Origin of the sequence: Terrabacter sp. Soil810 (assembly GCF_001429645.1) — a bacterium.
Taxonomy (GTDB): domain Bacteria; phylum Actinomycetota; class Actinomycetes; order Actinomycetales; family Dermatophilaceae; genus Terrabacter.
This window is the reverse complement of record NZ_LMSW01000016.1, coordinates 328221-350356: the sequence shown is the minus strand read 5'-3', so window position 1 is coordinate 350356 and position 22136 is coordinate 328221. Positions and strand designations below refer to the sequence as shown.

18 protein-coding genes are annotated in these 22136 nt (G+C 72.4%); 8 read left to right on the top strand and 10 right to left on the bottom strand.

Translation table 11 applies throughout. The annotated features are described in order from the left end of the window. Positions 1–209: 209 nt before the first annotated feature. Complete coding sequence (locus ASG96_RS22415; protein WP_056751400.1) at positions 210–1475, bottom strand: DUF4921 family protein; 1266 nt, start codon at positions 1473–1475, stop codon at positions 210–212. A gap of 40 nt (positions 1476–1515) precedes the next feature. Here ASG96_RS22415 and ASG96_RS22410 point away from each other — a divergent pair, with 40 nt between their 5' ends. Continuing rightward, positions 1516–3870 carry a glycoside hydrolase family 3 N-terminal domain-containing protein gene (locus ASG96_RS22410; protein WP_057589450.1) on the top strand — a complete coding sequence of 785 codons (2355 nt, stop codon included), beginning with the start codon at positions 1516–1518 and terminating at the stop codon, positions 3868–3870. Here ASG96_RS22410 and ASG96_RS22405 read toward each other — a convergent pair. Continuing rightward, on the bottom strand, positions 3818–4267 hold the full coding sequence (locus ASG96_RS22405) for a nitroreductase/quinone reductase family protein (protein WP_057589449.1): 450 nt from the start codon (positions 4265–4267) through the stop codon (positions 3818–3820). The two genes, ASG96_RS22410 and ASG96_RS22405, sit on opposite strands and share 53 nt — an antisense overlap. Positions 4268–4366: 99 nt before the next feature. On the opposite strand from ASG96_RS22405, the gene ASG96_RS22400 reads away from it, so the two are divergent. Together ASG96_RS22400 and ASG96_RS22395 are read left to right on the top strand one after the other, a co-directional pair. After that, a complete protein-coding gene (locus ASG96_RS22400; RefSeq protein WP_057589448.1) occupies positions 4367–5338 on the top strand; it encodes an NADPH:quinone oxidoreductase family protein in 972 nt (323 codons plus the stop codon). Between the two features lie 10 nt (positions 5339–5348). Next, on the top strand, positions 5349–6173 hold the full coding sequence (locus tag ASG96_RS22395; RefSeq protein WP_057589447.1) for an SDR family NAD(P)-dependent oxidoreductase: 825 nt from the start codon (positions 5349–5351) through the stop codon (positions 6171–6173). 35 nt (positions 6174–6208) lie between these two features. Here ASG96_RS22395 and ASG96_RS22390 read toward each other — a convergent pair whose 3' ends face one another. Together ASG96_RS22390 and ASG96_RS22385 are read right to left on the bottom strand one after the other, a co-directional pair. Continuing rightward, positions 6209–6679, bottom strand: a complete 471-nt coding sequence (locus ASG96_RS22390) for a hypothetical protein (protein ID WP_057589446.1) — start codon at positions 6677–6679, stop codon at positions 6209–6211. Further along, on the bottom strand, positions 6676–7149 hold the full coding sequence (locus ASG96_RS22385; protein ID WP_056751415.1) for a thioesterase family protein: 474 nt from the start codon (positions 7147–7149) through the stop codon (positions 6676–6678). The genes ASG96_RS22390 and ASG96_RS22385 overlap by 4 nt, the downstream gene beginning before the upstream one ends. Positions 7150–7217: 68 nt before the next feature. On the opposite strand from ASG96_RS22385, the gene ASG96_RS22380 reads away from it, so the two are divergent. The 4 genes from ASG96_RS22380 (at position 7218) to ASG96_RS22365 (ending at position 12435) form a co-directional block, all read left to right on the top strand. Next, positions 7218–10628 carry a DEAD/DEAH box helicase gene (locus tag ASG96_RS22380; RefSeq protein WP_235509275.1) on the top strand — a complete coding sequence of 1137 codons (3411 nt, stop codon included), beginning with the start codon at positions 7218–7220 and terminating at the stop codon, positions 10626–10628. 120 nt (positions 10629–10748) lie between these two features. Continuing rightward, on the top strand, positions 10749–11195 hold the full coding sequence (locus tag ASG96_RS22375) for a hypothetical protein (protein WP_056751418.1): 447 nt from the start codon (positions 10749–10751) through the stop codon (positions 11193–11195). Next, on the top strand, positions 11192–11662 hold the full coding sequence (locus ASG96_RS22370) for a heme-degrading domain-containing protein (protein ID WP_056751421.1): 471 nt from the start codon (positions 11192–11194) through the stop codon (positions 11660–11662). Before ASG96_RS22375 ends, ASG96_RS22370 begins: the two co-directional genes overlap by 4 nt. Positions 11663–11814: 152 nt before the next feature. Next, complete coding sequence (locus ASG96_RS22365) at positions 11815–12435, top strand: superoxide dismutase (RefSeq protein WP_235509274.1); 621 nt, start codon at positions 11815–11817, stop codon at positions 12433–12435. Between the two features lie 24 nt (positions 12436–12459). Here ASG96_RS22365 and ASG96_RS22360 read toward each other — a convergent pair whose 3' ends face one another. From ASG96_RS22360 to ASG96_RS22335, 6 genes are read right to left on the bottom strand one after another with little or no spacing between them, the layout of a single operon-like run. Next, positions 12460–13917 carry an aminotransferase class V-fold PLP-dependent enzyme gene (locus ASG96_RS22360; RefSeq protein ID WP_057589445.1) on the bottom strand — a complete coding sequence of 486 codons (1458 nt, stop codon included), beginning with the start codon at positions 13915–13917 and terminating at the stop codon, positions 12460–12462. 2 nt (positions 13918–13919) lie between these two features. After that, positions 13920–15299 carry an MFS transporter gene (locus ASG96_RS22355; protein WP_057589444.1) on the bottom strand — a complete coding sequence of 460 codons (1380 nt, stop codon included), beginning with the start codon at positions 15297–15299 and terminating at the stop codon, positions 13920–13922. Between the two features lie 26 nt (positions 15300–15325). Beyond that, entirely contained in the window at positions 15326–16510 is a 1185-nt protein-coding gene (galK, locus tag ASG96_RS22350; protein WP_057589443.1) for a galactokinase, read from the bottom strand. Then, positions 16507–17634, bottom strand: coding sequence for a galactose-1-phosphate uridylyltransferase (galT, locus tag ASG96_RS22345; RefSeq protein ID WP_056751435.1), 1128 nt, complete (start codon positions 17632–17634; stop codon positions 16507–16509). Before galT ends, galK begins: the two co-directional genes overlap by 4 nt. Continuing rightward, complete coding sequence (locus ASG96_RS22340; protein ID WP_056751438.1) at positions 17634–18410, bottom strand: DeoR/GlpR family DNA-binding transcription regulator; 777 nt, start codon at positions 18408–18410, stop codon at positions 17634–17636. The genes galT and ASG96_RS22340 overlap by 1 nt, the downstream gene beginning before the upstream one ends. A gap of 2 nt (positions 18411–18412) precedes the next feature. After that, positions 18413–20410, bottom strand: a complete 1998-nt coding sequence (locus tag ASG96_RS22335) for a beta-galactosidase (protein WP_057589442.1) — start codon at positions 20408–20410, stop codon at positions 18413–18415. 362 nt (positions 20411–20772) lie between these two features. Here ASG96_RS22335 and ASG96_RS22330 point away from each other — a divergent pair, with 362 nt between their 5' ends. Beyond that, positions 20773–22125 (top strand): ABC transporter substrate-binding protein, encoded by a 1353-nt coding sequence (locus tag ASG96_RS22330; RefSeq protein ID WP_056751443.1) that lies wholly within the window; start codon positions 20773–20775, stop codon positions 22123–22125. Positions 22126–22136 lie beyond the last annotated feature (11 nt).

Below are 22136 nucleotides of genomic sequence, written 5' to 3'. Positions count from 1 at the left end.
TCAAGGACCTTCTCAAACCAGAAACCGGCATACCCGACTTCACCTAAGCAGATATGCAGAACATAGGTTCGATACCGTCTCAAGGGTCTTGTTGGTGATTGTGCACAGCGAATCGCTCTGTCCCGCGGTCTGTTTCGACGTCGTGGGTGCGCTCGCGCGGAATGCCCGACCGCGCGGTCCGGAGCGAGGTCTGACCGGACCGCCCCGCCTCAGGCGATGTCGATGCGGTCCGACACGAGGCCCTCGTCGGCCAGCGCCCGCAGCCGGGTCAGCGTGCGCTCACGCACCGCCCACGGGTCGATCGTGTTGACGTAGATCTTCGTGCCGCCCTCGAAGCCGGCCAGCGTCGAGACCCGCCACTTGATGACGGCGCGCAGCGGCACGGGCAGGTCGAGCGACGGCGGGCCGTGGTGCCACTCCTCGTTGGTCGGCACGTCGGCGCCCGTCGCGGCGTGGCACGCGTGCACGAGGTCGGAGAAGTCGCGCACCTCGTCCTCCGAGAGCTCCCACGGGCGGCGCGACGTGTTGGACGTGTAGACGACGAGCGCCGGGTACTGGTGGCCGATGCCGGCGAAGGCCGCGGCCGTCGGGGTGCGGGCGACGACGAGCCCCTGTGCCTCGGCGTACTGCGGCCCCCACCGCGCGAAGAGGTCCGGCTCGGCCCGCACCCGCTCCGTCTCGCGCTCGAGGTCGACCCCCGGCTCGTCGATGGCGACGAGCTGCTTGTGCAGGTGGTCGAACGACGCGCCCGCCGGCCGCAGCCAGTTCTGGAACGCCGACACGTAGCGGGCGTGCGGGTTGCCGCGGTAGAGGTCACACACGGCCGTGATCGTGAATCGCGTGTACTGCCAGTGCTCTTCGGGCGTCAGCGTCCCCGCTGCGGCGTTCTGCGTGTCGTCCGTCGCACCGTCGACGAAGTGCCGTCGGGCCACGACGACCTGGTGATTACCGGCGAAGAGCCCGACCGCCTCGCGCTCGAGGTCGTCCTCGTCGAGCGGCTCGGCCCCAGCGCCCGACACGCCCCGCGAACGCATCCGGATGCGCGCCAGCGCCGTCACGTGCGCGCGCCCTGCGGGCGTCGAGAGGTATGCGGTCCGGTGCGCCAGCGACTCGGGCGTCGGCTCGTATCCGTGGGTCAGGTGCCAGTAGTCGTAGGTGAGGATCTCGAAGAGGTTCGGGAAGAGCCGGAGTTCCGGCACGGTGTCGCCGAGCTGCTCCGCGACGAGTCCCCGCACCTCGCGCCACGACGAGCCGTCGCGGACGACCCGGGCGATCTCGGGGGTCGTCTCGATCATCCGTCCCCAGCAGAAGGCGCAGTGCCGGTCGTGTTCGGCGGGGTCCAGCGGGCGGGGATCCGGCCTGGGGATGCCGAGGGGCCGGGCCCCGCGGCCGGGCAGCGTCCAGACCTTCGTGCCGGTGAAGGGGTTGACCTGCTTGATGGTCCCGTCGGGCAGTCGCGTCAGGGGCTCGATCACCCTGCCAGCCTAGGTCGACACGGTCGGCTAGCGTCGAGGCGTGCCCGACAACGCTGCCGACCGCCACGCCGACCCCCAGAGCCCACCGCCGTACCGCGACGCGTCGCTGCCGGTCGAGGAGCGCCTCGACGACCTCATCGGCCGGATGACGCTGCCCGAGAAGGTCGGCCAGATGCTCCAGCTCGACGCGCGCGGCGACCTGACCGACATCGTCCACACGAAGCTGGCCGGCTCGATCCTGCACACCTCCCCCGAGCGGATGCTCGAGGCCATCGCCCTCGCCGAGCAGACCCGGCTCGGCATCCCGCTCCTCACGGCGGACGACTGCATCCACGGCCACTCTTTCTGGCCGGGCGCGACGATCTTCCCCACCCAGCTCGGCATGGCGTGCTCGTGGGACCCCGAGCTCGTCGAGCAGGCCGCACGGGCCACCGCTGTCGAGGTCTCCGCGACCGGCGTCCACTGGACCTTCTCGCCGGTCCTCTGCATCACCCGCGACCTGCGCTGGGGCCGGGTCGGCGAGACGTTCGGCGAGGACCCGCACCTCATCGGCGAGCTCGGCGCGGCGATGGTCCGCGGCTACCAGGGCGACGGCCTCACCGACCCGACCGCCGTCCTCGCGTGCGCCAAGCACTTCGCCGGCTACTCCGAGACCCAGGGCGGCCGTGACGCGAGCGAGGCCGACCTCAGCCGCCGCAAGCTGACGTCGTGGTTCCTCCCGCCGTTCGAGCGTGCCGTCCAGGAGGGCTGCCGCACCTTCATGCTCGGCTACCAGGCGATCGACGGCGTCCCCGTGACGGCCAACGGCTGGCTCCTCGACGAGGTGCTCAAGGGGGAGTGGGGCTTCACCGGCACCCTCGTCACCGACTGGGACAACGTCGGCCGCATGGTCTGGGAGCAGAAGGTCTGCGCCGACGACGTCGAGGCGGCGGCGGTCGCGGTGCGTGCCGGCAACGACCTCGTCATGACGACACCCGCCTTCTTCGAGGCCGCGCAGGAGGCCGTCGCCCGCGGCCTGCTCGACGAGCGCGACATCGACGAGGCCGCCCGCCGGGTGCTGCGCGTCAAGCTCGAGCTCGGCCTCTTCGAGAACCCCCGCCCGCCGGACGGCGAGCGCCAGCGCCTCGTCATCGGCTCCGCCGAGCACGCCGCCCTCAACCTCGACGTGGCCCGCCGGTCGCTCGTGCTGCTCACCAACGACGGCTCGCTGCCGTATGCCGTGGGCGCCCCCGACGCGACCGACCTCGCCCCGCGCACCGCCGCCGTCATCGGCCCCAACGCCGACGACCCGCAGGCCAACCTCGGCGACTGGGCGGGGGCCTCGGGCCAGGTGGACTGGATGCCGGACGGGCACCCGCGCGAGACGGTCGAGACCGTGCTCGACGGCTTCCGGGCCGTCGTCCCGCCGTCGTGGACCGTCACCCATGCTCGCGGAGCCGAGATCGAGACCCTCGTGCCCGACCCGGATGGCCCTCTCTTCCCCGACGGGCAGCCGCGCCCGCCGGTCTCGGCGGCGGCGCCCGTCGACCCCGACCAGCTCGCCGACGCCGTCGCGACCGCGAGCTCGGCAGACCTCGCCGTCGTCGTCCTCGGCGACACGATCGCCCTGACGGGGGAAGGCTGCTCGACCGCGACCCTCGACCTCCAGGGCGGCCAGGTCGCGCTCCTCGACGCCATCGTCGACGCGCTCGACGGCACCGGCACCCCGGTCGTCGTCGTGCTGCTGCACTCCAAGCCCAGCGTCCTGCCGCCCAGCGCCCTGCGCGCAGCGGCGGTCATCGAGGCCTTCAGCCCCGGGATGCGCGGCGGCCGTGCCGTCGCCGAGCTCGTCCTCGGCCGCATCGAGCCCGCCGGCCGGCTTCCCGTCTCCGTCCCGCGCCACGTCGGCCAGCAGCCGACCTACTACAACCAGGTGCGCGGGCAGCACGGCCACCGCTACGCCGACCTGACCCAGGAGCCGCAGTTCGTCTTCGGCGAGGGCCTGACCTACACGACCGTCGAGTGGTCCGACCTCACCCTCGACGCCACCGACCTCTCCCCCGACGACGTCGTGGCCGCGGAGGTCACGCTGACCAACACGGGGCAGCGGACGGCATACGAGGTCGTGCAGGCCTATGTGACCGACGTCGTCACGAGCGTCACGTGGGCGGCCAAGGAGCTCAAGGCGTTCCGTCGCGTCACGGTGCCGGCCGGCGCGTCGGTCACCACCCGCATCGAGGTCCCGGCCGCGGCCTGCTCCATCGTCGACGCGGCGGGACGCCGCATCGTGGAGCCGGGCGAGTTCGAGCTCCGGGTCGGACCGAGCTCGCGCGACGCCGACCTGCTCCGGGCGACGTTCACGATCACGGCGCCGCGGACGCCGGTGCCCTCGGCGTCAGGGCGGCCAGCGGGATGACGCGGCCGGCGGCCTTGGCCTCGTAGCCGCCGAAGAACGGCGCGACCTCGAGGAGGCGCCGCCACAGGCGGTCGCGCTCGTCGCCGTGGGCGACGTGGACGTCCACCTCCATCCGCTCGTCGCCGACCTCGATCGTGGCCGTGTCGGCGTGCCGGAGGTTGCGGAACCACTGTGGCTCCGCCGCGGCACCACCGGCGCTCCCGCACACGACGTAGGACCCGTCGTCGAGGAAGTAGCCGACCGGGCTGGTCCGCAGGGTGCCGGACGACCGACCGGCCACGGTGAGCAGGAGGATCGGCATGCCCTTGACGGAGCGAAGGAAGCCCACGTCGAAGCGGCGGTAGAGCGCCACGTGCGCCGAGTTGCCCGCACGCATCATCCGGTTGGCCACGCCCATGGTCGCCTCCTGGTCCCGCGGCACCCGTCTGCCGACCCGTCCAGTGTGGACCTGCGGGCGGCTAGGGTCGAGATCTCGCCACCGACGATGAGGAGCCCCATGCGCGCCGCACGAGTCACGAGCCTCGACGGGCCGGCGTCCGTCACCGTCGGCGAGGTCGACGAGCCCGCGGCGGCTCCCGGTCACGTCCTCGTCGACGTCCACGAGGCCGGGGTGAGCTTCCCCGACGTCCTCATGAGCCGGGGGCTCTACCAGATGCGCCCGGACCTGCCCTTCGTCCCGGGCGCCGAGTGCGCAGGCGTCGTCCGTGAGGTCGCGGAGGGCAGCGCCTTCAGCGTCGGCGACCGCGTCGCGGCCTTCCCGGTGCTCGGCGCCTTCGCCGAGACGGTCGCCGTGCCCGAGGCGATGGTCTTCCCGCTGCCCGACGCCGTGTCGTTCCAGGCCGGCGCGGCACTGCCGATGAACTACCTCACCGTCCACTTCGCCCTGACCCGTCGCGGCCAGCTCGAGCGCGGCGAGACCGTGCTCGTCCACGGCGCCGCCGGTGGCATCGGCACGGCCGCCATCCAGCTGGCCCGTGCCATGGACGCCCGCGTCATCGCCGTCGTGTCGTCCGACGACAAGATCGAGACCGCCCGCGCTGCCGGCGCGCACCACATCGTGCTCGCCGACGGCTTCCTCGCCGCCGCGAAGGAGCTCACGGACGGGCGCGGCGTCGACGTCGTCGTCGACCCGGTGGGCGGCGACCGCTTCACCGACAGCCTCCGCAGCCTCGCCCCCGAGGGGCGACTGCTCGTCATCGGCTTCACCGCCGGCCAGATCCCCGAGGTCAAGGTCAACCGACTCCTGCTGGGCAACATCAGCGTCGTCGGCGTCGGGTGGGGTGCCTTCTGGATGCCCGACCCGACCTACCTGCGCACCCAGTGGGACGCGATCCTCCCGCTCCTCGAGAGCGGCGCGCTCGCACCGCCCATCGGCGCGCGGCACCCGCTCGACGACGTCGCGGCCGCCCTCGGCGAGATCGACGAGCGCCGCGCCCACGGCAAGGTGACGCTCACCGTCCGCCAGTAGGTTGGGCCGTATGCCGTCCCGCTCGCTCCGCGTCCGGAGCTCCGCCCCCACGTCCCCGCGCCGCGTCCTGGTCACCGGCGGTGCGTCCGGCCTCGGGCTCGCGCTCGTGCGCGCCCTCGTCGCCCGCGGCGACCACGTGCTCGCGACCGACCTGCAGGCCGACCGGCCCGACGCGCTCCCGGACGCGGCGGCCTACCTCCCGCTCGACGTGCGCAGCGACGAGGCGTGGGCCGCGGCCCTCGCCCACGTGCGCGAGACCTGGGGTGGGCTGGACCTGCTCGTCAACAACGCCGGCGTCGCCGCCGGTGGGCGCATCGACGTGGCGACGATGGACGAGTGGCACTGGATCGTCGACATCAACCTGCTCGGTGTCGTCCGCGGCTGCCGCACGTTCACGCCCCTCCTCAAGGAGCAGGGCAACGGGCACATCGTCAACACCGCGTCGCTCGCCGGCCTCGTCCACGCCCCCGGGATGGCCGCCTACAACACCGTCAAGGCCGGCGTGGTCGCCCTGAGCGAGACCCTGTCGCACGAGCTCGCCCCGCACGGCATCGACGTCTCGGTCGTGTGCCCGTCGTTCTTCCGGACCAACCTCGGGTCGTCGTTCCAGGGCGCGGACACCGAGATGGAGGAGGCCGGCAAGAAGATGGTGAGCGGCTCGAAGCGCACCGCCGACGAGATCGCGGCCGTCGTCGTCCGCGGCATCGACGCCCGCCGCGACGTCATCCTCACCGACCGCGACGGCCACGTCGCGTGGCGGGCCAAGCGGTTCGCCCGCCCGGCCTACACCGCCGTCATGAAGCGAGCGGCGAAGCGGGTCGCAGCCGGTCGCTGAGGCGCCGGGCACGGGCCGTCAGTCGGGCGGGCGGGTCAGGGGCGTTCAGCGCGCCGGATGTCGACGTCGGCCGGCGTGGCCGCGCCGAGCACCCCGGCCAGGCTCGCCCGGAGCAGCCCCGCCGCCTCCGCCGCGCTGTCGAGGGCGCGGCTGAACTCCGGCTCGTCGCCCTCGCGCTCCCAGCCGAGGTCGGCGAGGGCGGCCTGCTGGTCGCTCGTCAGGTCGGTCAGACCCTCGAACTGCGTGTCACCGATGCACTCGAGCGCGAGCACGCCCTCGAGCCGCCGTGCCTGCACGAAGACGTCCGGGACGCGCGCCGGTCGAGCCGGCCGCGCGCCGCCCCGGCGCCGGCCTCGGGGAGCCCGCTCGGCGGCATACGTGCTCGCCGCCTGTGACGACACGTGCACGGTGAAGGTCAGCCAGTCGTCCTCGGTGAGCGCCGCGAGGTCGGCGGCGATGCGGGTCGTCCACGACTCCCACGACTCCTCGAGCGGCCCCTCGCTCATGCGGGGACCTCCACCACCGCCGTCTCCATGAGGGCGCGCAGGTGATCGGGGATGGGGGTCGGGCGGCGGGTCGCGGCGTCGATCTCGACGTGCACCCAGTGCCCGAGCGCCTTGATCGCGGCGTCGGGCGCCGCGCCCCGCTCGGGGTCGACGAAGAGTCCGAGCTGGTAGGTGACGCTGCTCCGGCCGAGCCGCACCACGCGAACGCCGACGACGAGCGGCGCCGGGAAGGCCACCTCGGCGTAGAAGGCGCACGACGACTCGGCCACGACGCCCTGAGTCGAGTCGGTCATCGGGTCGACCGTCACGTGCTCGGCCTGCCAGCCGTTGATCGCCGAGTCGAACAGCTCGTAGTAGACGGCGTTGTTGAGGTGGCCGTACATGTCGTTGTCGGACCACCGGGTCGTCACCGGGCGATGGACCGGGAAGTCGGCGAGCGTCAGCTCGCGGGCGTCGGGCGTGCTGGGCATGCCCCCATCCTGCCCGACCTTGTGGACGACACCTCGGCGGTGTCGGCGGGCGAACGTAGAGTGCTCAGGTGGTGTGGAGCGTGGGTCGGGCGACGTGGGTGGCTGACGTCACCGACCCCGACATCGCCCAGCAGGTCGGCACGCGCACCTTCGAGCGCGGGCAGGCGTATGCCGTCGAGCGTCGGGTCCGCTCGCTCGCCACCCGCCCCGACGGGATGATGCTGCTCGGCACCATCGAGGGCAGCGGCAGCGAGACCTACCAGACGATCGTCGAGGCGAGACCGCACCCGAAGGGCCGCTCGCACCTGTGGAGCGGGCGGTGCAGCTGCCCCGTCGCGGCCGACTGCAAGCACGTCGTGGCCCTCATGCTCACAGCGCGTGACGTCGCGCAGGGCAAGGTCGTCGAGCCACGACCCGCGGCCGACGGTGATGTCCCCGCCGAGCCGGTCGCCGAGGCATCCGTCCCGCTCGTCGTGCCGCCGCACTGGTCCGACGTCTTCGGCCACGTCCGGCCGCGCGCGGTCGAGCCGTCCCCCGCCGCCGGGCGCCCCGAGCCGCGCGGCGACCTCATGCCCGCGGGCCTCTTCGTCGACACCGTCTACCGCGACCCGCGCGGCCGGCGTGGGGTGCCCGAGCTCAGCTACGGCCTGAGGCCCACCCGCTGGACCCGCGCCGGCACGTGGCACCGCACGCTCTCGTGGCACGACGCGCTGCCCCAGTGGCGCGCCGGCATCCGCTTCCTGCCCGAGCACGAGCGGATCATGGGACGCCTGCACGACGTCGCCCGACACGGCTCGGGCGGCACCACCTACTTCTCGTCGACGCCGCCGCTCTCGCTCGACGCGAGTCCCGAGGTCTGGCCGCTCCTGCGCGAGGCCCGTGCGGCCGGCATCGAGGTCCTGCCCGGCGAGGGCGTCACGGGCCCGGTCCACGTCGCCGACGACGCCGCCCTCGTGCTCCTCGTCAAGCGGGCCCCCGACGGCAGCGGCGACCTCGACCTCGACGTCGACATCGAGGGGATGCCGGCCGGGGCCACCGGCGAGCGGCTCTTCCTCGGCGACCCCGTCCACGCCGTCGCGGTCGAGGGTGACGACGCCTCGCTGACGTTCGTGCCGCTCGACCAGGACCTCGACCTCGGTCCCGGGGCCCTCGCCTCCGCGCTCGCCGGACTGCGCGTGCCCGCCGACGAGCGGGGGCGCTTCCTGCGCTCCGTCGTGCCCGGCCTGCGGCAGCGCCTCCGCGTCCGGTCGGAGGTGCCGCTGCCCGCGCCCGAGCTGCCCGACGACGTCGAGCCCGAGGTCGTCACGGTCCACGTCCGGGTCGTCAGCGACGTGCCCGGCGAGCTGCGCCTCGACCTCGGGCACGCCTACGACGGCACGCCGCGGCCCTTCACGACGGCGCGCTTCGGCACGGTCGGCGGTCGCGACCGCGACGCCGAGTCCGCAGCGGTCCAGGCCGCGACGTCGCTGCGCTCGGTGCCCGGAGCCCTCCGCGCCGACCTCGGGGGGCACGCCTACCTCGTGCCCCGGGTCGTGCTCACCGGGCTTGCCGCCGCCCGGTTCGTCGTCGACACGCTGCCGCTGCTCGAGGCCGACGAGCACGTGACGGTCGAGGTCGACGGCGACGTCCCCGACTACGAGGAGGTCACGTCGGCGCCGGTCGTCCGGCTGGGCGCCGGTGAGCGGCGTGAGCAGGCTGAGCCCGGTGACTGGTTCGACCTGCGGGTGTCCGTCGAGGTCGACGGCGAGGACGTGCCCTTCGAGCCGCTCTTCGGTGCGCTCGCCCGGGGTGACGAGATCATGCTCCTCGACTCCGGCGCCTTCTTCCGGCTCGACCGTCCCGAGCTGCACCGGCTGCGCGACCTCATCGAGGAGGCCCGCGACATCGCCGACCCCGAGACCGGCGGCCTGCGCCTCAGCGCCCACCACGCCGACCTCTGGGACGAGCTGGTCGCGCTCGGCGTCGTCGACGAGCAGAGCGCGCGATGGGCGGCCAACGTCGAGGCCCTCGGGTCGCTCGAGTCCGGCCCGCTCGCCGAGGTGCCACCCGACCTCCGGGCGACCCTGCGTCCCTACCAGCTCGACGGCTACCGCTGGCTCGCGCGCCTCTGGGACGCCCGCATCGGCGGCATCCTCGCCGACGACATGGGCCTCGGCAAGACGCTCCAGGTCATCGCGGCCCTCGTCCGCGCGCGCGACCGCGGCGAGCTCGGTGACGCGGGTGACGAGTCCCGTGGTCCGGTGCTCGTCATCGCTCCGACGAGCGTCGTCGGCACGTGGATGGGCGAGCTCGAGACCTTCGCGCCGCACCTGTCCGCGGTCGCGGTCACCGCCACCGAGCGCAAGCGCGGGGTGACCCTCGCCGACACCGTGGCCGGTGCCGAGGTCGTCATCACCTCGTATGCCGTCCTGCGCCTCGACGACGCCGCCTTCCACGCCGTCCGCTGGGGTGGGGTCGTGCTCGACGAGGCCCAGTTCGTCAAGAACCGGCAGGCCAAGACCCACGTCGCCGTGCGCCGGCTCGGGGCGCCCTTCACGGTCGCCGTCACGGGCACGCCCCTCGAGAACTCCCTCATGGACCTCTGGTCGCTGCTGTCGCTCACCGCACCGGGGCTCTACCCGCGGCCCGACGTCTTCACCAAGAACTATCGCAAGCCCATCGAGTCCGGCGAGCGGCCCGAGCTGCTCGACCTGCTGCGCCGGCGCATCCGGCCCCTGATGCTGCGCCGCACCAAGGAGCAGGTCGCGATCGACCTGCCGCCCAAGCAGATCCAGGTCATGGCCCTCGACCCGCACCCGGTCCACCGGCACATCTACGACCAGCACCTCCAGCGCGAGCGGCAGCGCGTCCTCGGCCTGCTCGACGACGCCGAGTCCAACCGCGTCGCGATCCTCGCCGCGCTCACCCGCCTGCGTCAGCTCGCCCTCGACCCGGTCCTCGTCGACGAGGTCCACGCCGGCAAGGCGACCGCTGCCAAGATCGAGTTCCTCGTCGACCAGCTGCGCGAGCTCGCCGCCGAGGGCCACCGGGCCCTCGTCTTCAGCCAGTTCACCGGCTTCCTGCGCCTCGTCGAGGCCGCGCTGACACGCGCGGGGCTCGACACGGCATACCTCGACGGGTCGACGACCGACCGTCAGGCGGTCGTGCGCGGCTTCCGCGAAGGCGACGCCGTCGCCTTCCTCATCAGCCTCAAGGCCGGCGGCTTCGGGCTGACGCTCACCGAGGCCGACTACGTCTACGTCCTCGACCCGTGGTGGAACCCCGCCGCTGAGGCCCAGGCGATCGACCGCGCGCACCGCATCGGCCAGAGCCGCCCGGTCACCGTCTACCGCCTCGTCTCGACGGGCACCATCGAGGAGAAGGTCGTCGCCCTCCAGGAGCGCAAGCGCGACCTCTTCCAGCGCGTCGTCGACGAGGGCGGCTCGCTGTCCGGTGCGATCACGGCCGACGACGTGCGCGACCTGCTCGGACTCGCCTGAACCGAAACATGATTCGCATCCGGCCCCGCGTCCGGGGCTGAGGCCCTAGCGTGGACGTGAGCCGCTTCGGATGGGCGGCGCGTGCACGGCTCGAGACAACTCACCCCCTCGGAGGTCCGCATGAGCACCGTCAGCCCCAGCATCACCGCCACGTCCGACCGACTCCGCTCGGTCGCCCTCATCGGGACGATCATCATCGTCATCGGCGTCATCATGGCCTTGGCCGGGGGCATCACCTGGTTCCAGGTGCAGTCCCAGCTCGCCAGCGAGAAGATCACTGTCTCGGAGGACGCCGCGAGGTTCGCCGGGCAGCCCGTGAACTCGCCCTGGACCGCGTACTCGGAGGCCGAGACCATCGAGAAGCACGCCCTCGCGGCGAGTGGCGGCAAGACGTACGCCGAGCTGCCCAAGGATGACCCGAACCGTCAGGTCGTCATGACCGGCTCGTTCCTGCGCGCCTCGCTCTTCACGTCGGTCCTGGCCTTCGGCGTCGCGTTCATGGCGTTCGGCGTGGGCATCGTCCTCGTCCTGGTCGGCTTCGCGTTCCGGCGGATCGCCCGCGCGTGACCGAGCACCCGGTGCTCGACGAGCTGGCCGCCCAGGAGGCGCGACTCGTCTTCGACCGCTTCGACGACGACACGGCATGGGCGTTGGGCGTCGCGCTGCGCGACGCGGCCCGGGCCGCAGGGTCGCCCGTGGCGATCTCGATCCGCCGCAACGGGCAGCGCCTCTTCCACGCGGCGCTGCCCGGGGCGACGGCCGACAACGACGGGTGGCTCGAGCGCAAGAGCGCCGTCGTCGACCGCTACGGCCACTCGTCCCTCTACGTCGGCGAGGAGTTCCGCGCCGCCGGCAAGACCTTCGAGGAGAGCTCGCGCCTCGACCCGGCAGGGTATGCCGCCCACGGTGGTGCCTTCCCGGTCATCGTCCGCGACGTGGGCTGCGTCGGCACCATCGCCGTGTCCGGCCTGCCGCAGCGCGAGGACCACCGGCTCGTGGTCGAGACGCTCGAGGCCTTCCTCGGACGTGCGTGACCTGCGCCGTTTGACCTCAAGTCGGGTTGAAGTCGGAGGGTGGGCCAAGTGGGTACGTGACCCACAGCCCGTGCTCACGGACACCCTGTCGACGCCGTTCCGGTGCGGCATAGAGTGGTCGGAGCCGGATGGTCTCCAGAAAGGAACGACAAGTGGCTTACACGCTTCCCGAGCTCGACTACGACTACGCCGCCCTCGAGCCCCACATCAGCGCCCGCATCATGGAGCTGCACCACAGCAAGCACCACAAGGCCTACGTCGACGGCGCCAACGCCGCCGTCGCCAAGCTTGAGGAGCTGCGCGATTCGGGTGACTACGCCGCGGTGAACGGTGTGGAGAAGAACCTCGCGTTCCACCTCGGCGGTCACACCAACCACTCGGTGTTCTGGAAGAACATGAGCCCCGACGGTGGTGGCCAGCCCGAGGGTGAGGTCGCCGCGGCGATCACCGAGTACTTCGGTGGCTTCGAGAAGTTCCAGGCGCACTTCAACGCCAACGCCAACGCGATCCAGGGCTCCGGCTGGTCGATCCTCGCGTGGGACACCCTCGCCGAGCGGCCGCACATCATGCAGCTGTTCGACCAGCAGGGCAACATCCCCGTCGGCCAGATCCCGCTGCTCCAGCTCGACATGTGGGAGCACGCCTTCTACCTTCAGTACGAGAACGTCAAGGCCGACTACGTCAAGGCCTGGTGGAACCTCGTCAACTGGGAGGACGTCGCCGCCCGCCTCGAGCGCGCCAAGGCCACCAAGGGACTCATCATCCCCGCCTGATCTCCAGCACCGCACGAGAGGCGGTCATCCCTGCCCGGGGTGGCCGCCTCCGTTGTCCCCGGTCGGACGGGCCAGCCGGTCGACGACCCCGAGCAGGAGCACCTCGCGCAGGGCCGTCGGCAGGGCGTCGAGCAGCGCGTTGACCGGCGCCATCCGCTCGGGCAGCACGAGCCCGCCGTCGCCACCCGCGAGACCCGCGGCGGCGAGCAGCCCCGCGAACGTGGCCTCGTCGAGGGTCGCGGGGTCGATGGCGGCGGCCATCGCGACGAGCTCGGCCGGCGGGGTGGCCGGGCCGGCAGCGCGGGCCGCCTCGGTCGCGGCGGCGAGGTCGGTCGCGATGAGGTCGGACGACGACGCCGTCGCCGCGCTGAAGGTGAGGTGCAGCGTGGCCGGCAGGTCCCGGAAGCGCATCTGCGGCTGGACGAACCAGCCACGGTCGAGCATCTCGTCGCTGATCGTGAAGACGTCGCACGAGCCGTCGGTGACGAGGGAGAGCAGCGTCGAGTCCGGGGGAGCCGCCACCGACAGGCCGGGTATGCCGTCTACCGCGGCTGCGAGGTCGAGCGTGGCCGTGCGCGCGTCATGGGCGAGCGACGTGTAGCGGTCCGCGCCGATGTGGTGCACGACCGCCCAGGCCGCGGCCACCGGGCCGCCCGACTTCGTCGACTGGGCCGTCGTGTTGAGCATCGTGTAGCCCGGCCAGCGGGCCGACGCGAAGAGGTGCGCGCGGCGCAGGTCGGCTGACGCATGGAGCAGCACCGAGACGCCCTTGGGGGTGTAGGCGTACTTGTGCAGGTCGAGCGACAGGCTCGTCACGCCCTCGACGGCGAACGTCCACGGAGGCTGCCCGGGCTCGGAGTCGCGCAGGTGTGGCAGCACCCAGCCGCCGATGCACGCGTCGACGTGGCAGCGCACCCCGGCGGCCGCGGCTGCTGCGGCGATCGGCGCGACGGGGTCGATGACGCCGTGCGCGTAGGACGGGGCCGAGGCGACGACGAGGACCGTCCGGTCGTCGATCGCGGCCGCCATCGCCTCGGGGTCGGCGCGCTTCGTCACGGGGTCGACGTCGACGAGGACGGGCTCGACCCGCAGCCAGTGCGCAGCCTTGTGGAAGGCCGCGTGCGCCGTCGTCGGCAGGACCATCCGTGGAGCGGTGACGTCGGGCCGCGCGTCGCGGGCGGCGAGGACCGCGAGCAGGATCGACTCGGTGCCGCCAGAGGTGACCACACCTGCGAATCGCGCCGGCGCGTCGACCAGTCGGCCGGCGATGCCGACGAGGTCGTTCTCCATCTGCAGCAGCGACGGGAAGGCGGTCGGGTCGAGGCCGTTCGTCGACGCGAACGCCGCGAGGGCCTCGCGGCCGATGGCGTCGGCGGAGGCCAGGCCGGAGTCGTAGACGTAGGCGAGGGTGCGCCCGCCGTGGGTCGGCAGGTCGCGGGCGCGCATCGTCTGCAGGGCGTCCCGGATCTCGTCGTGGTCCATCGTCACAGGGATCCATCTCCTTCGGATCGATGTATCTGGCTGTCACCTGTGATCGCGGAATACATCGAACCAGGGGAGGGGAAGGCTCGGAGGGAGAGGAACGAGAGCGCGACGAGGACGGCGGGCACGAGGGAGAAGCCGATCCCGATCGCGACCAGGGCCGACTCCGACTGCGGGACGGTCGATCCCGTGGAGGACACGTAGCCTCCGAGGGCCAGCACGGCGGCATACGTGGCCGGTCCGAGCGCCAGGCCGAGCGTCTCTCCCGCGGTCCACACTCCGGTGTAGAGGCCGACGCGCGTGCGCGCCTCCTCCGTGCGGCTCGCGACGTCGGCGAGCATCGCGAGCGGAAACATCTGGGCGCCGGCGTAGCCGACGCCCACGACGGCCACGCACGCGTAGACGAGGCCCTCGGGCAGTGAGCGCAGCAGCACGAGGGCGAGGGCGCCGCCGCCGAGCAGGAGCGAGGCGACGAGGTAGCCCGGCTTCTTGCCCCGGCTCGTCCCGAGGCGCTGCCACAGCGGGGTCACGACGAGGGCGGGGGCGACGAAGCAGACGAAGAGCAGCGTCGCGGACAGCGGGGTGCCGATGATCCAGCGGGAGACGTAGTCGACTCCCGCGAGCATCGCCCCGGTGGCGAGCGCCTGGAGGACGAACGTCGTCAGCAGCAGCCGGAACGGCTTGTCGGAGCGGATGATCCGCAGCTGGTCGCCGAAGGTGGCGCTCGTCGTCGCGCCCATGCGGACCGGCGCCGACCGGGTGCCCCGCCACGCGCCGAACGCCCCGAGGGCGATGAGGGAGGCGACGAAGAAGCCGACGACGCGGTAGCCCCAGTCGGGACCGAACGCGTCCCGGATGGCGGGTGACGCCCCGCCGCTGACGAGGATCGCGAGGGCGAGGATCGCGACTCGCCACGTCATGAGCCGGGTGCGCTCGTCGTAGTCGTCGGTGATCTCGGCCGGCATCGCGACGTAGGGCACCTGGAAGAAGCTGTAGGCCGTCGCGCAGGCGAGATAGGCCACGGCGACCCACCCGGCCGCGAGCCACTGCGGCGCGGTCGGACCGAGGAAGAGCAGGGCGAAGGCCGCGGCGAGCAGCAGGCCGGCGCGGATGAGGAAGGGCCGGCGCCGCCCGTCGGGATGGGTCGACCGGTCGCTGATGCGGCCGGCGACGGGGTTGAGCACGACGTCCCAGGCCTTGGGGGCGAAGACGATGACCCCGGCGGCTGCGGCCGGCACGCCGAGCCGGTCGGTGAGGTAGGGGAGCAGGAGCAGCCCCGGCACCGTGCCGAAGGACCCCGTCGCCACCGAACCGAGGCCGTAGCCCCGCCGCACGGCAGCGGGCAGGGCGGGGCTCGTCGCGGGCGGCGTCGCCGAGGTCATGGACGCACCCTAGTGAGCGCGCAGCCTCAGCGGTCGCGGTCGGCCGAACTCGACGCGGTCACCGTGAACGACACCGGGGGCGTGAAGCCCTCGGCCTCGAAGGCTGCCGTGACCGCCGCGGTCACGGCGTCGGCGTCGGAGGCGCGGACGATGGCGATGCACGAGCCGCCGAAGCCGCCCCCGGTCATCCGGGCACCCAGTGCACCGTGCGAGCGGGCCGTCTGCGTCGCGACGTCGAGCTCCTCGCACGACACCTCGTAGTCGTCGCGCAGCGACGCGTGCGAGGCGTCGAAGAGCCGCCCGACCTCGTCGAGGTCGCCGCGCTCGAGAGCCGCCACGGTGAGCGTGACGCGCTCGATCTCGGTGACGACGTGGCGCACCCGGCGCCGCACCTCGTCGGACCCGAGCCGCCCCAGGGCGGCCTCGAGCCCGGCGGGGTCGATCTCGCGCAGCGTCTCGACGCCGAGGTCCTCGGCGGCGGCTTCGCAGGCCTCGCGCCGGGCGGCGTACTGCCCGTCGACGAGCGCGTGCTCGGCCCTGGTGTCGGTGACGAGCAGGACGTAGCCCGCCGAGTCGAGGTCGAAGGGGACCTGGCGCGTCTCGCCCGACCGGCAGTCGAGCAGGAGCGCGGCGGCGGCGGCGCAGAGCAGCGAGGCCGACTGGTCCATGCCGCCCGTCGGGGCGCCGGCGATGACGTTCTCGGCCTCGACGCAGCGTGCGGCGAGGCGTGCGCGGCCCTCGGCCGAGCCGAGCAGGTCGAGGTCGAAGAGGTCGCTCGCCGCCGCGGCGACGGCGCACTCGAGGGCCGCGGAGCTCGAGAGGCCCGCACCGAGCGGCACGGTGGAGTCGACGAGGACGTCGAGACCGTCGACGTCGAGGCCGTCGCGGCGCAGGGCCCAGAGGACGCCCGCGACGTAGGAGCCCCAGCCACCGGGCTGCTCGGGCGAGATGTCGTCGAGGGCGACCTCGACGACGCCGTCCTGCTGGGCGGAAGCCATCCGGAGGACGCCGTCGTCGCGTCGGGACACGGCGGCATACGTCCGGTGCGGCAGGGCGATCGGCAGGCACAGGCCGCCGTTGTAGTCCGTGTGCTCGCCGATCAGGTTGACCCGGCCCGGCGCCGACCACACGCCCGCGGGGGCGTCGCCGAACCTCCGCTCGAACGCGCGCGACACCGACTCGACGACCTCGTCGGGGGTGCGCTCGCTCATCGGGCGACCTCGCGGAGGCGGGCGGCCGCCTTCTCGGGCGCCACGTCGTTGACCCAGCCACCGACGCCGGACTCGGAGCCGGCGAGGAACTTCAGCCGCCCCGGGCCGCGCAGCACCGACATGAGCTGCAGGTGCAGCCGCGAGACGTCCCGTCCGGTCCTGGCCGGGGCCTGCTGCCACGCGGCGATGTAGGGCAGCGTGACGGGCGAGCCGTCCTCGGCGACGTAGTAGCGGTCGAGGCGACCGAGCAGGTCGCGGTAGATGACGGCCAGCTCGTCGCGCTCGTCGTCGTCGAGCGCGACGAGGTCGGGCACGTCGCGGTGGGGGGCGAGGTGCACCTCGACCGGCCAGCGCGCCGCGAAGGGGACGTATGCCGTCCAGTGCGTCCCCGAGACGACGACCCTCGAGCCGTCGGCGCGCTCGGCGGCGAGGATGTCGGCGCCGAGGAGCCGGCCCGTGCGCTCGTGGTGACGGCGGGCCGCGTCGAGCAGCGCCTTGGTGCGGTCGGGCAGGTAGGGGTAGGCGTAGATCTGGCCGTGCGGGTGCGGGAGCGTCACGCCGATCTCGCGGCCACGGTTCTCGAAGGCGAAGACGTGCTCGACGTCGGGCAGGGCGCCGAGGGCCGCGGTGCGCTGCGCCCACGTGTCGATGACGGTGCGCACCCGGTCGACGGGGAGGTCTTTGAACGACGACTCGTGGTTGCTCGTGAAGCACACGACCTCGCAGCGGCCGACAGCCGGACGGGTGCCGAAGATCCCCGTCGGGTCGGGGACGTCGGCACCGAGGGAGGTGACGGCATACGACGGGAAGCGGTTCTCGAAGACGACGACCTGGTAGTCGCGCTCGGGGATCTCGGACGGCGCCGAGCCGTGCCCGGCGGGGCAGAGCGGGCACTCGTCCTTGGGCGGCATGAAGGTGCGGTGCTGGCGGTGCGCGGCCACCGCCACCGAGTCGTCGACGAGGGCGTCGTGGCGCAGCTCGCCCGACTGGACGCGCGGCTCGACCGGGCGCGGGTCCACGGCGGTGCGCTCGGGCGTGCCGGGCTCGTCGACGTAGATGATCTCGCGCCCGTCGGCGAGGTGCCTCGTCGTGAAGCGGGCGGCCGTCCGGCTGTCGGTGGGCATCATGCCTCCACGATCTCGAGGGAGCCGACGCTCTCGCGCGCAGCGTCTCGCGCGCGCTCCGGGAAGGCGTTGTCGGTGACGAACAGGTCGACGTCGGCGAGGTCGGCGAAGGTGCTGAGGCCGATGGTGCCCCACTTCGAGGAGTCCGCGAGCAGGCAGACGTGCCGGGCCGACGCGACGAGGGCGCGGTTGGTCTCGGCCTCGACGAGGTTGGGTGTGGTCAGGCCCGTGCGGCCGTCGACGCCGTGCGCGCCGAGGAAGAGCAGGTCGACGTGGAGGTTGCGCAGGGCCGACACCGCGACCGGGCCGACGAGGGCGTCGGAGGGCGTGCGCACTCCACCGGTCAGCACGACCGTCTGGCCGGGCGCTCCCGACTCGTGGAGCAGCTGGGCCACCGGCACGGAGTTGGTGACCACGGTCAGCTGCGGGATGTCCTTGACGGCGCGGGCGAGCTCGTAGGTCGTCGTGCCGGCCGAGATGCCGATGGCGCTGCCGACCTCGACCCGCTGCGCGGCAGCGCGGGCGATGGCCTGCTTCTGCGCGAGCTGGAGCAGGGACTTCGCCGAGAAGCCGGGCTCCTCGCTGCTCCGGGTGCCGCCGAGCGCCAGGGCGCCGCCGTGGACCCGCTCGAGGAGGCCGTCGGTCGACAGGCGCTCGATGTCGCGACGGATCGTCATGTCCGAGACACCGAGGCGCTCGACGAGGTCCGAGACCTTGACGGCACCCGACTCCTCGACGAGCTCGAGGATGACGGACCGCCGCTGGCTGGCGAGCATCGTCAGTCCTCCCTGAGCACGGCCACGCCACCGGGGGCGAGGCGGACGCTGCCGTCGACAGGGGCGTCCGCGACGAGGTCGTACCCACTTGCGGTGATGGTCTGCTCGGCACCGGTGTGGTTGAGCAGGAAGAGCCACGAGCTGCCGCCGCCGCGGCGCCGGGTCGTCTCGACGCCGCGGGGGAGGTCCGCGACCGTCGGCTCGACGCCGGCTGCGTCCAGGACGTCGTCGAGAAGGGCGCCCAGGGTGGTGTCGTCCGGGAGTGTGCTGACGTACCAAGCGGATCCGGCGCTGCCCGTGCCCGCGCGACGGGTGACCGCGGGTCGGCCGGTGAGCGGCCCGGCGGCATACGTCGCCAGCACGTCGGTGCCGGGGAGGGCGGTGACGTCCTCGCTCCACCACGTGCCGGTGCCGTGGGCGAGGGCGACGCTCTCGTCGGGGCCGAGCGGGAAGAACTCCTCGACGCGCACCCCGAGCAGGTCGCGGAACGCGCCCGGGTAGCCGCCGAGCCGGACGTGGTCGTTGTCGTCGCTGATGCCGGAGAAGTACGTGACGAGGACCTCCGCGCCGGCCTCGGCGGCCGCGGAGACGGCGGCCGCGTGCGCGTCGGTGACGAGGTAGAGCTGCGGCACGACGACGAGGGCGTATGCCGTGAGGTCGGCCGACGGGTGCACGACGTCCGCCGTGACCCCGCGGTCGTGGAGCGCCCGGTGGATCGCCTGCGCGGCGGTCAGGGCGTCGAGCTCGGAGCTCGGCATGCAGGGCCCCTCGGCGGCCCAGATCGCTTGGTAGTCATGGAGGATCGCGACGCGGGAGTCGACGCGGCTGCCGACGAGCTCGCCGAGGCGACCGGCGATGCGGCCGAGCTCCTCGACCTCGCGGAAGCGGGCGCTGTCGGGGCCGGCGTGCGGCACGAGGGCGCTGTGGAACTTCTCGGAGCCGGCGCGCGACTGGCGCCACTGGAACCAGCCGATGGTGTCGGCGCCGCGGGCCACGTGGGCGAGGGCGTCGCGGATCGTCTGGCCGAAGTCCTTGGCGTGGTTGGTCGGCTGCCAGTTGACGGCGCTCGTCGAGTGCTCCATCAGCATCCACGGCGCGCCGTCCGCGAGGCCGCGGGTCAGGTCGCCGCTGTAGGCGAGCTCGGCGCGCGGGTGCTCGAGGGCGTCGACGATGTAGTGGTCGGTGCTGACGACGTCGACGGTGGGGGTCCACTGCGAGTAGTCGAGGTGGCGGAAGTGGTCGAGCGTCATGAAGTTCGTCGTCACGGGGACGCCGGGGGAGAGCTCGTCGAGGACGGCCCGCTCGGCCCACATGTGGTCGAGGAGGGCATCGGAGCTGAAGCGCTTGTAGTCGAGCACGTGGGTCGGGTTGTTGAACGTCGTCGACCGGCGCGGCGGGAGGATCTGCTCCCAGTCGGTGTAGCGCTGGCTCCAGAAGGCCGTGCCCCACGCGTCGTTGAGCACCTCGAGCGTGGTGTAGCGACGTCGGAGCCAGGTGCGGAAGTGCCGGGCGCACTCGTCGCAGTAGCACGGCAGGTTGTGGCACGCGTACTCGTTGGACACGTGCCACATCGCGAGGGCCGGGTGCTCGTGGTAGCGGGTCGCCAGCTGCCGCGTGAGGGCGACGGCGTACTCGCGGAAGACCGGCGAGGTGGGGCACCACGTCTGCCGGCTGCCCGGCCACAGGGTGTGGCCGTCGACGTCCACCGGCAGGATCTCCGGGTGTGCGGCCGAGAGCCACGGCGGCGGGGTCGCGGTCGCGGTCGCGAGGTCGACGGCGATGCCGCCGGCGTGGAGCTTGTCCATGATCGTGTCGAGCCACTCGAACGCGTACTCGCCCTTGGCCGGCTCGAGCCAGCTCCACGAGAAGATGCCGAGGCTGACGAACGACACGTTGGCGCGCCGCATCAGCTCGATGTCCTCGTCCCAGACGTGGCGGGGCCACTGCTCGGGGTTGTAGTCGCCACCGAGTGCCAGGGTCTTCGTCGGCCATGAGCGCATGGGACACAGGGTGTCTCCTCGTTCGACGCGATGTCAACAATTTCAAACACATCGGACGTGGCGATGTTCGGACGTCGCGTGGCGGTCTCGCGCTGTGGGACGCCGCAGGGGCCGATGTCCGCCGTCCGGCGACGTGGCCTCGCAGAGGGCGCGAATCCCTTTACAACGGTGTAAAACCGGAGGTCAGCGCTGTTTCGAGGTCTCGGTTCGGTCGCGGACGTCTGTGGGTCTGGACGAATCCCTTGACAGCGCCACCGGGCGCCGACATCCTCTGTTTGTTGTTGAAGGTTTCTGGTGGCAGATGTTCGACTCTGTCGCCTCCTGTCGACAACGAACCCGGCACAGCGTCAAAGGAGACCGCAATGACCCGCCCCTCGAGCGAGGCCGAGTACCTGGCCCGCATGGTTCCCCCCTCCGTCCGCGGCGTCGACCGTCGGACCCTGCTGCGCGGCGCCCTCGGCGTCGGCACCCTGCTCGGAGCGGGCGGCCTCGCCGCGTGCAGCTCCGACAGCACGGGCAGCACCGGCGTGCCGACGGGGGCCGTCACCGGCACCGTCACCGTCGGCTCCAACCAGTCGGACGCCGTGCCGAAGGCCGCCGTCCAGTCCTACATGGACGCCTTCTCCAAGGCGAACCCCGGCACGACGGTCAAGATCAACACCGTCGACCACAACTCCTTCCAGGAGAACATCAACAACTACCTGCAGGGCTCGCCCGACGACGTCTTCACGTGGTTCGCCGGCTACCGCATGCAGTTCTTCGCGGAGAAGGGCCTCGTCGGCGACATCTCCGACGTGTGGAAGAACATCACCGGCATGCCCGACGCCCTCAAGAAGGCCTCGACCGCCGCCGACGGCAAGCAGTACTTCGTGCCGATCACCAACTACCCGTGGGCGGTCTTCTACCGCAAGAGCGTCTTCCAGGAGAAGGGCTACGAGGTCCCCAAGACCCTCGACGACCTCAACGCCCTCGGCGCCCAGATGAAGAAGGACGGCCTCGCCCCGATCGCCTTCGGCGACAAGGACGGCTGGCCCGCCATGGGCACGTTCGACCAGATCAACCTGCGCGTCAACGGCTACGACTTCCACGTCAGCCTGATGGCCGGCAAGGAGGCCTGGACCGACCCCAAGGTCAAGAAGGTCTTCGACACCTGGGCCGGCATCCTGCCCCTCCACCAGGCCGACTCGCTCGGTCGCACGTGGCAGGAGGCGGCGCAGTCGCTCCAGCAGAAGAAGTCCGGCATGTACGTCCTCGGCTCCTTCCTCGCCCAGCAGTTCAGCAAGGGCGCCGAGCAGGACGACCTCGACTTCTTCACCTTCCCGGAGATCGACTCGACGATCGGCACCGACGCCATCGAGGCGCCCATCGACGGCTACATGATGAGCGCCAAGCCGAAGAACGAGGGCGCCGCCAAGAAGCTGCTCAAGTACATCTCTGAGCCCGAGGCCCAGCTGCTCGCGCTCAAGGCCGACCCGAGCGTCATCGCCACGAACCAGACGGCCGACACGAGCGGCTACACGGCCCTGCAGAAGAAGTCGCTGGAGTACGTGAAGTCGGCCAAGTCGATCGCGCAGTTCATGGACCGCGACACCCGCCCCGACTTCGCCTCGACGGTGATGATCCCGGCGATTCAGAGCTTCATCAAGAACCCGAAGGACATCGACGGTCTCCTCACCAGCATCGAGGCCCAGAAGAAGAGCATCTTCGGTTCCTGACGGGAGGCGAG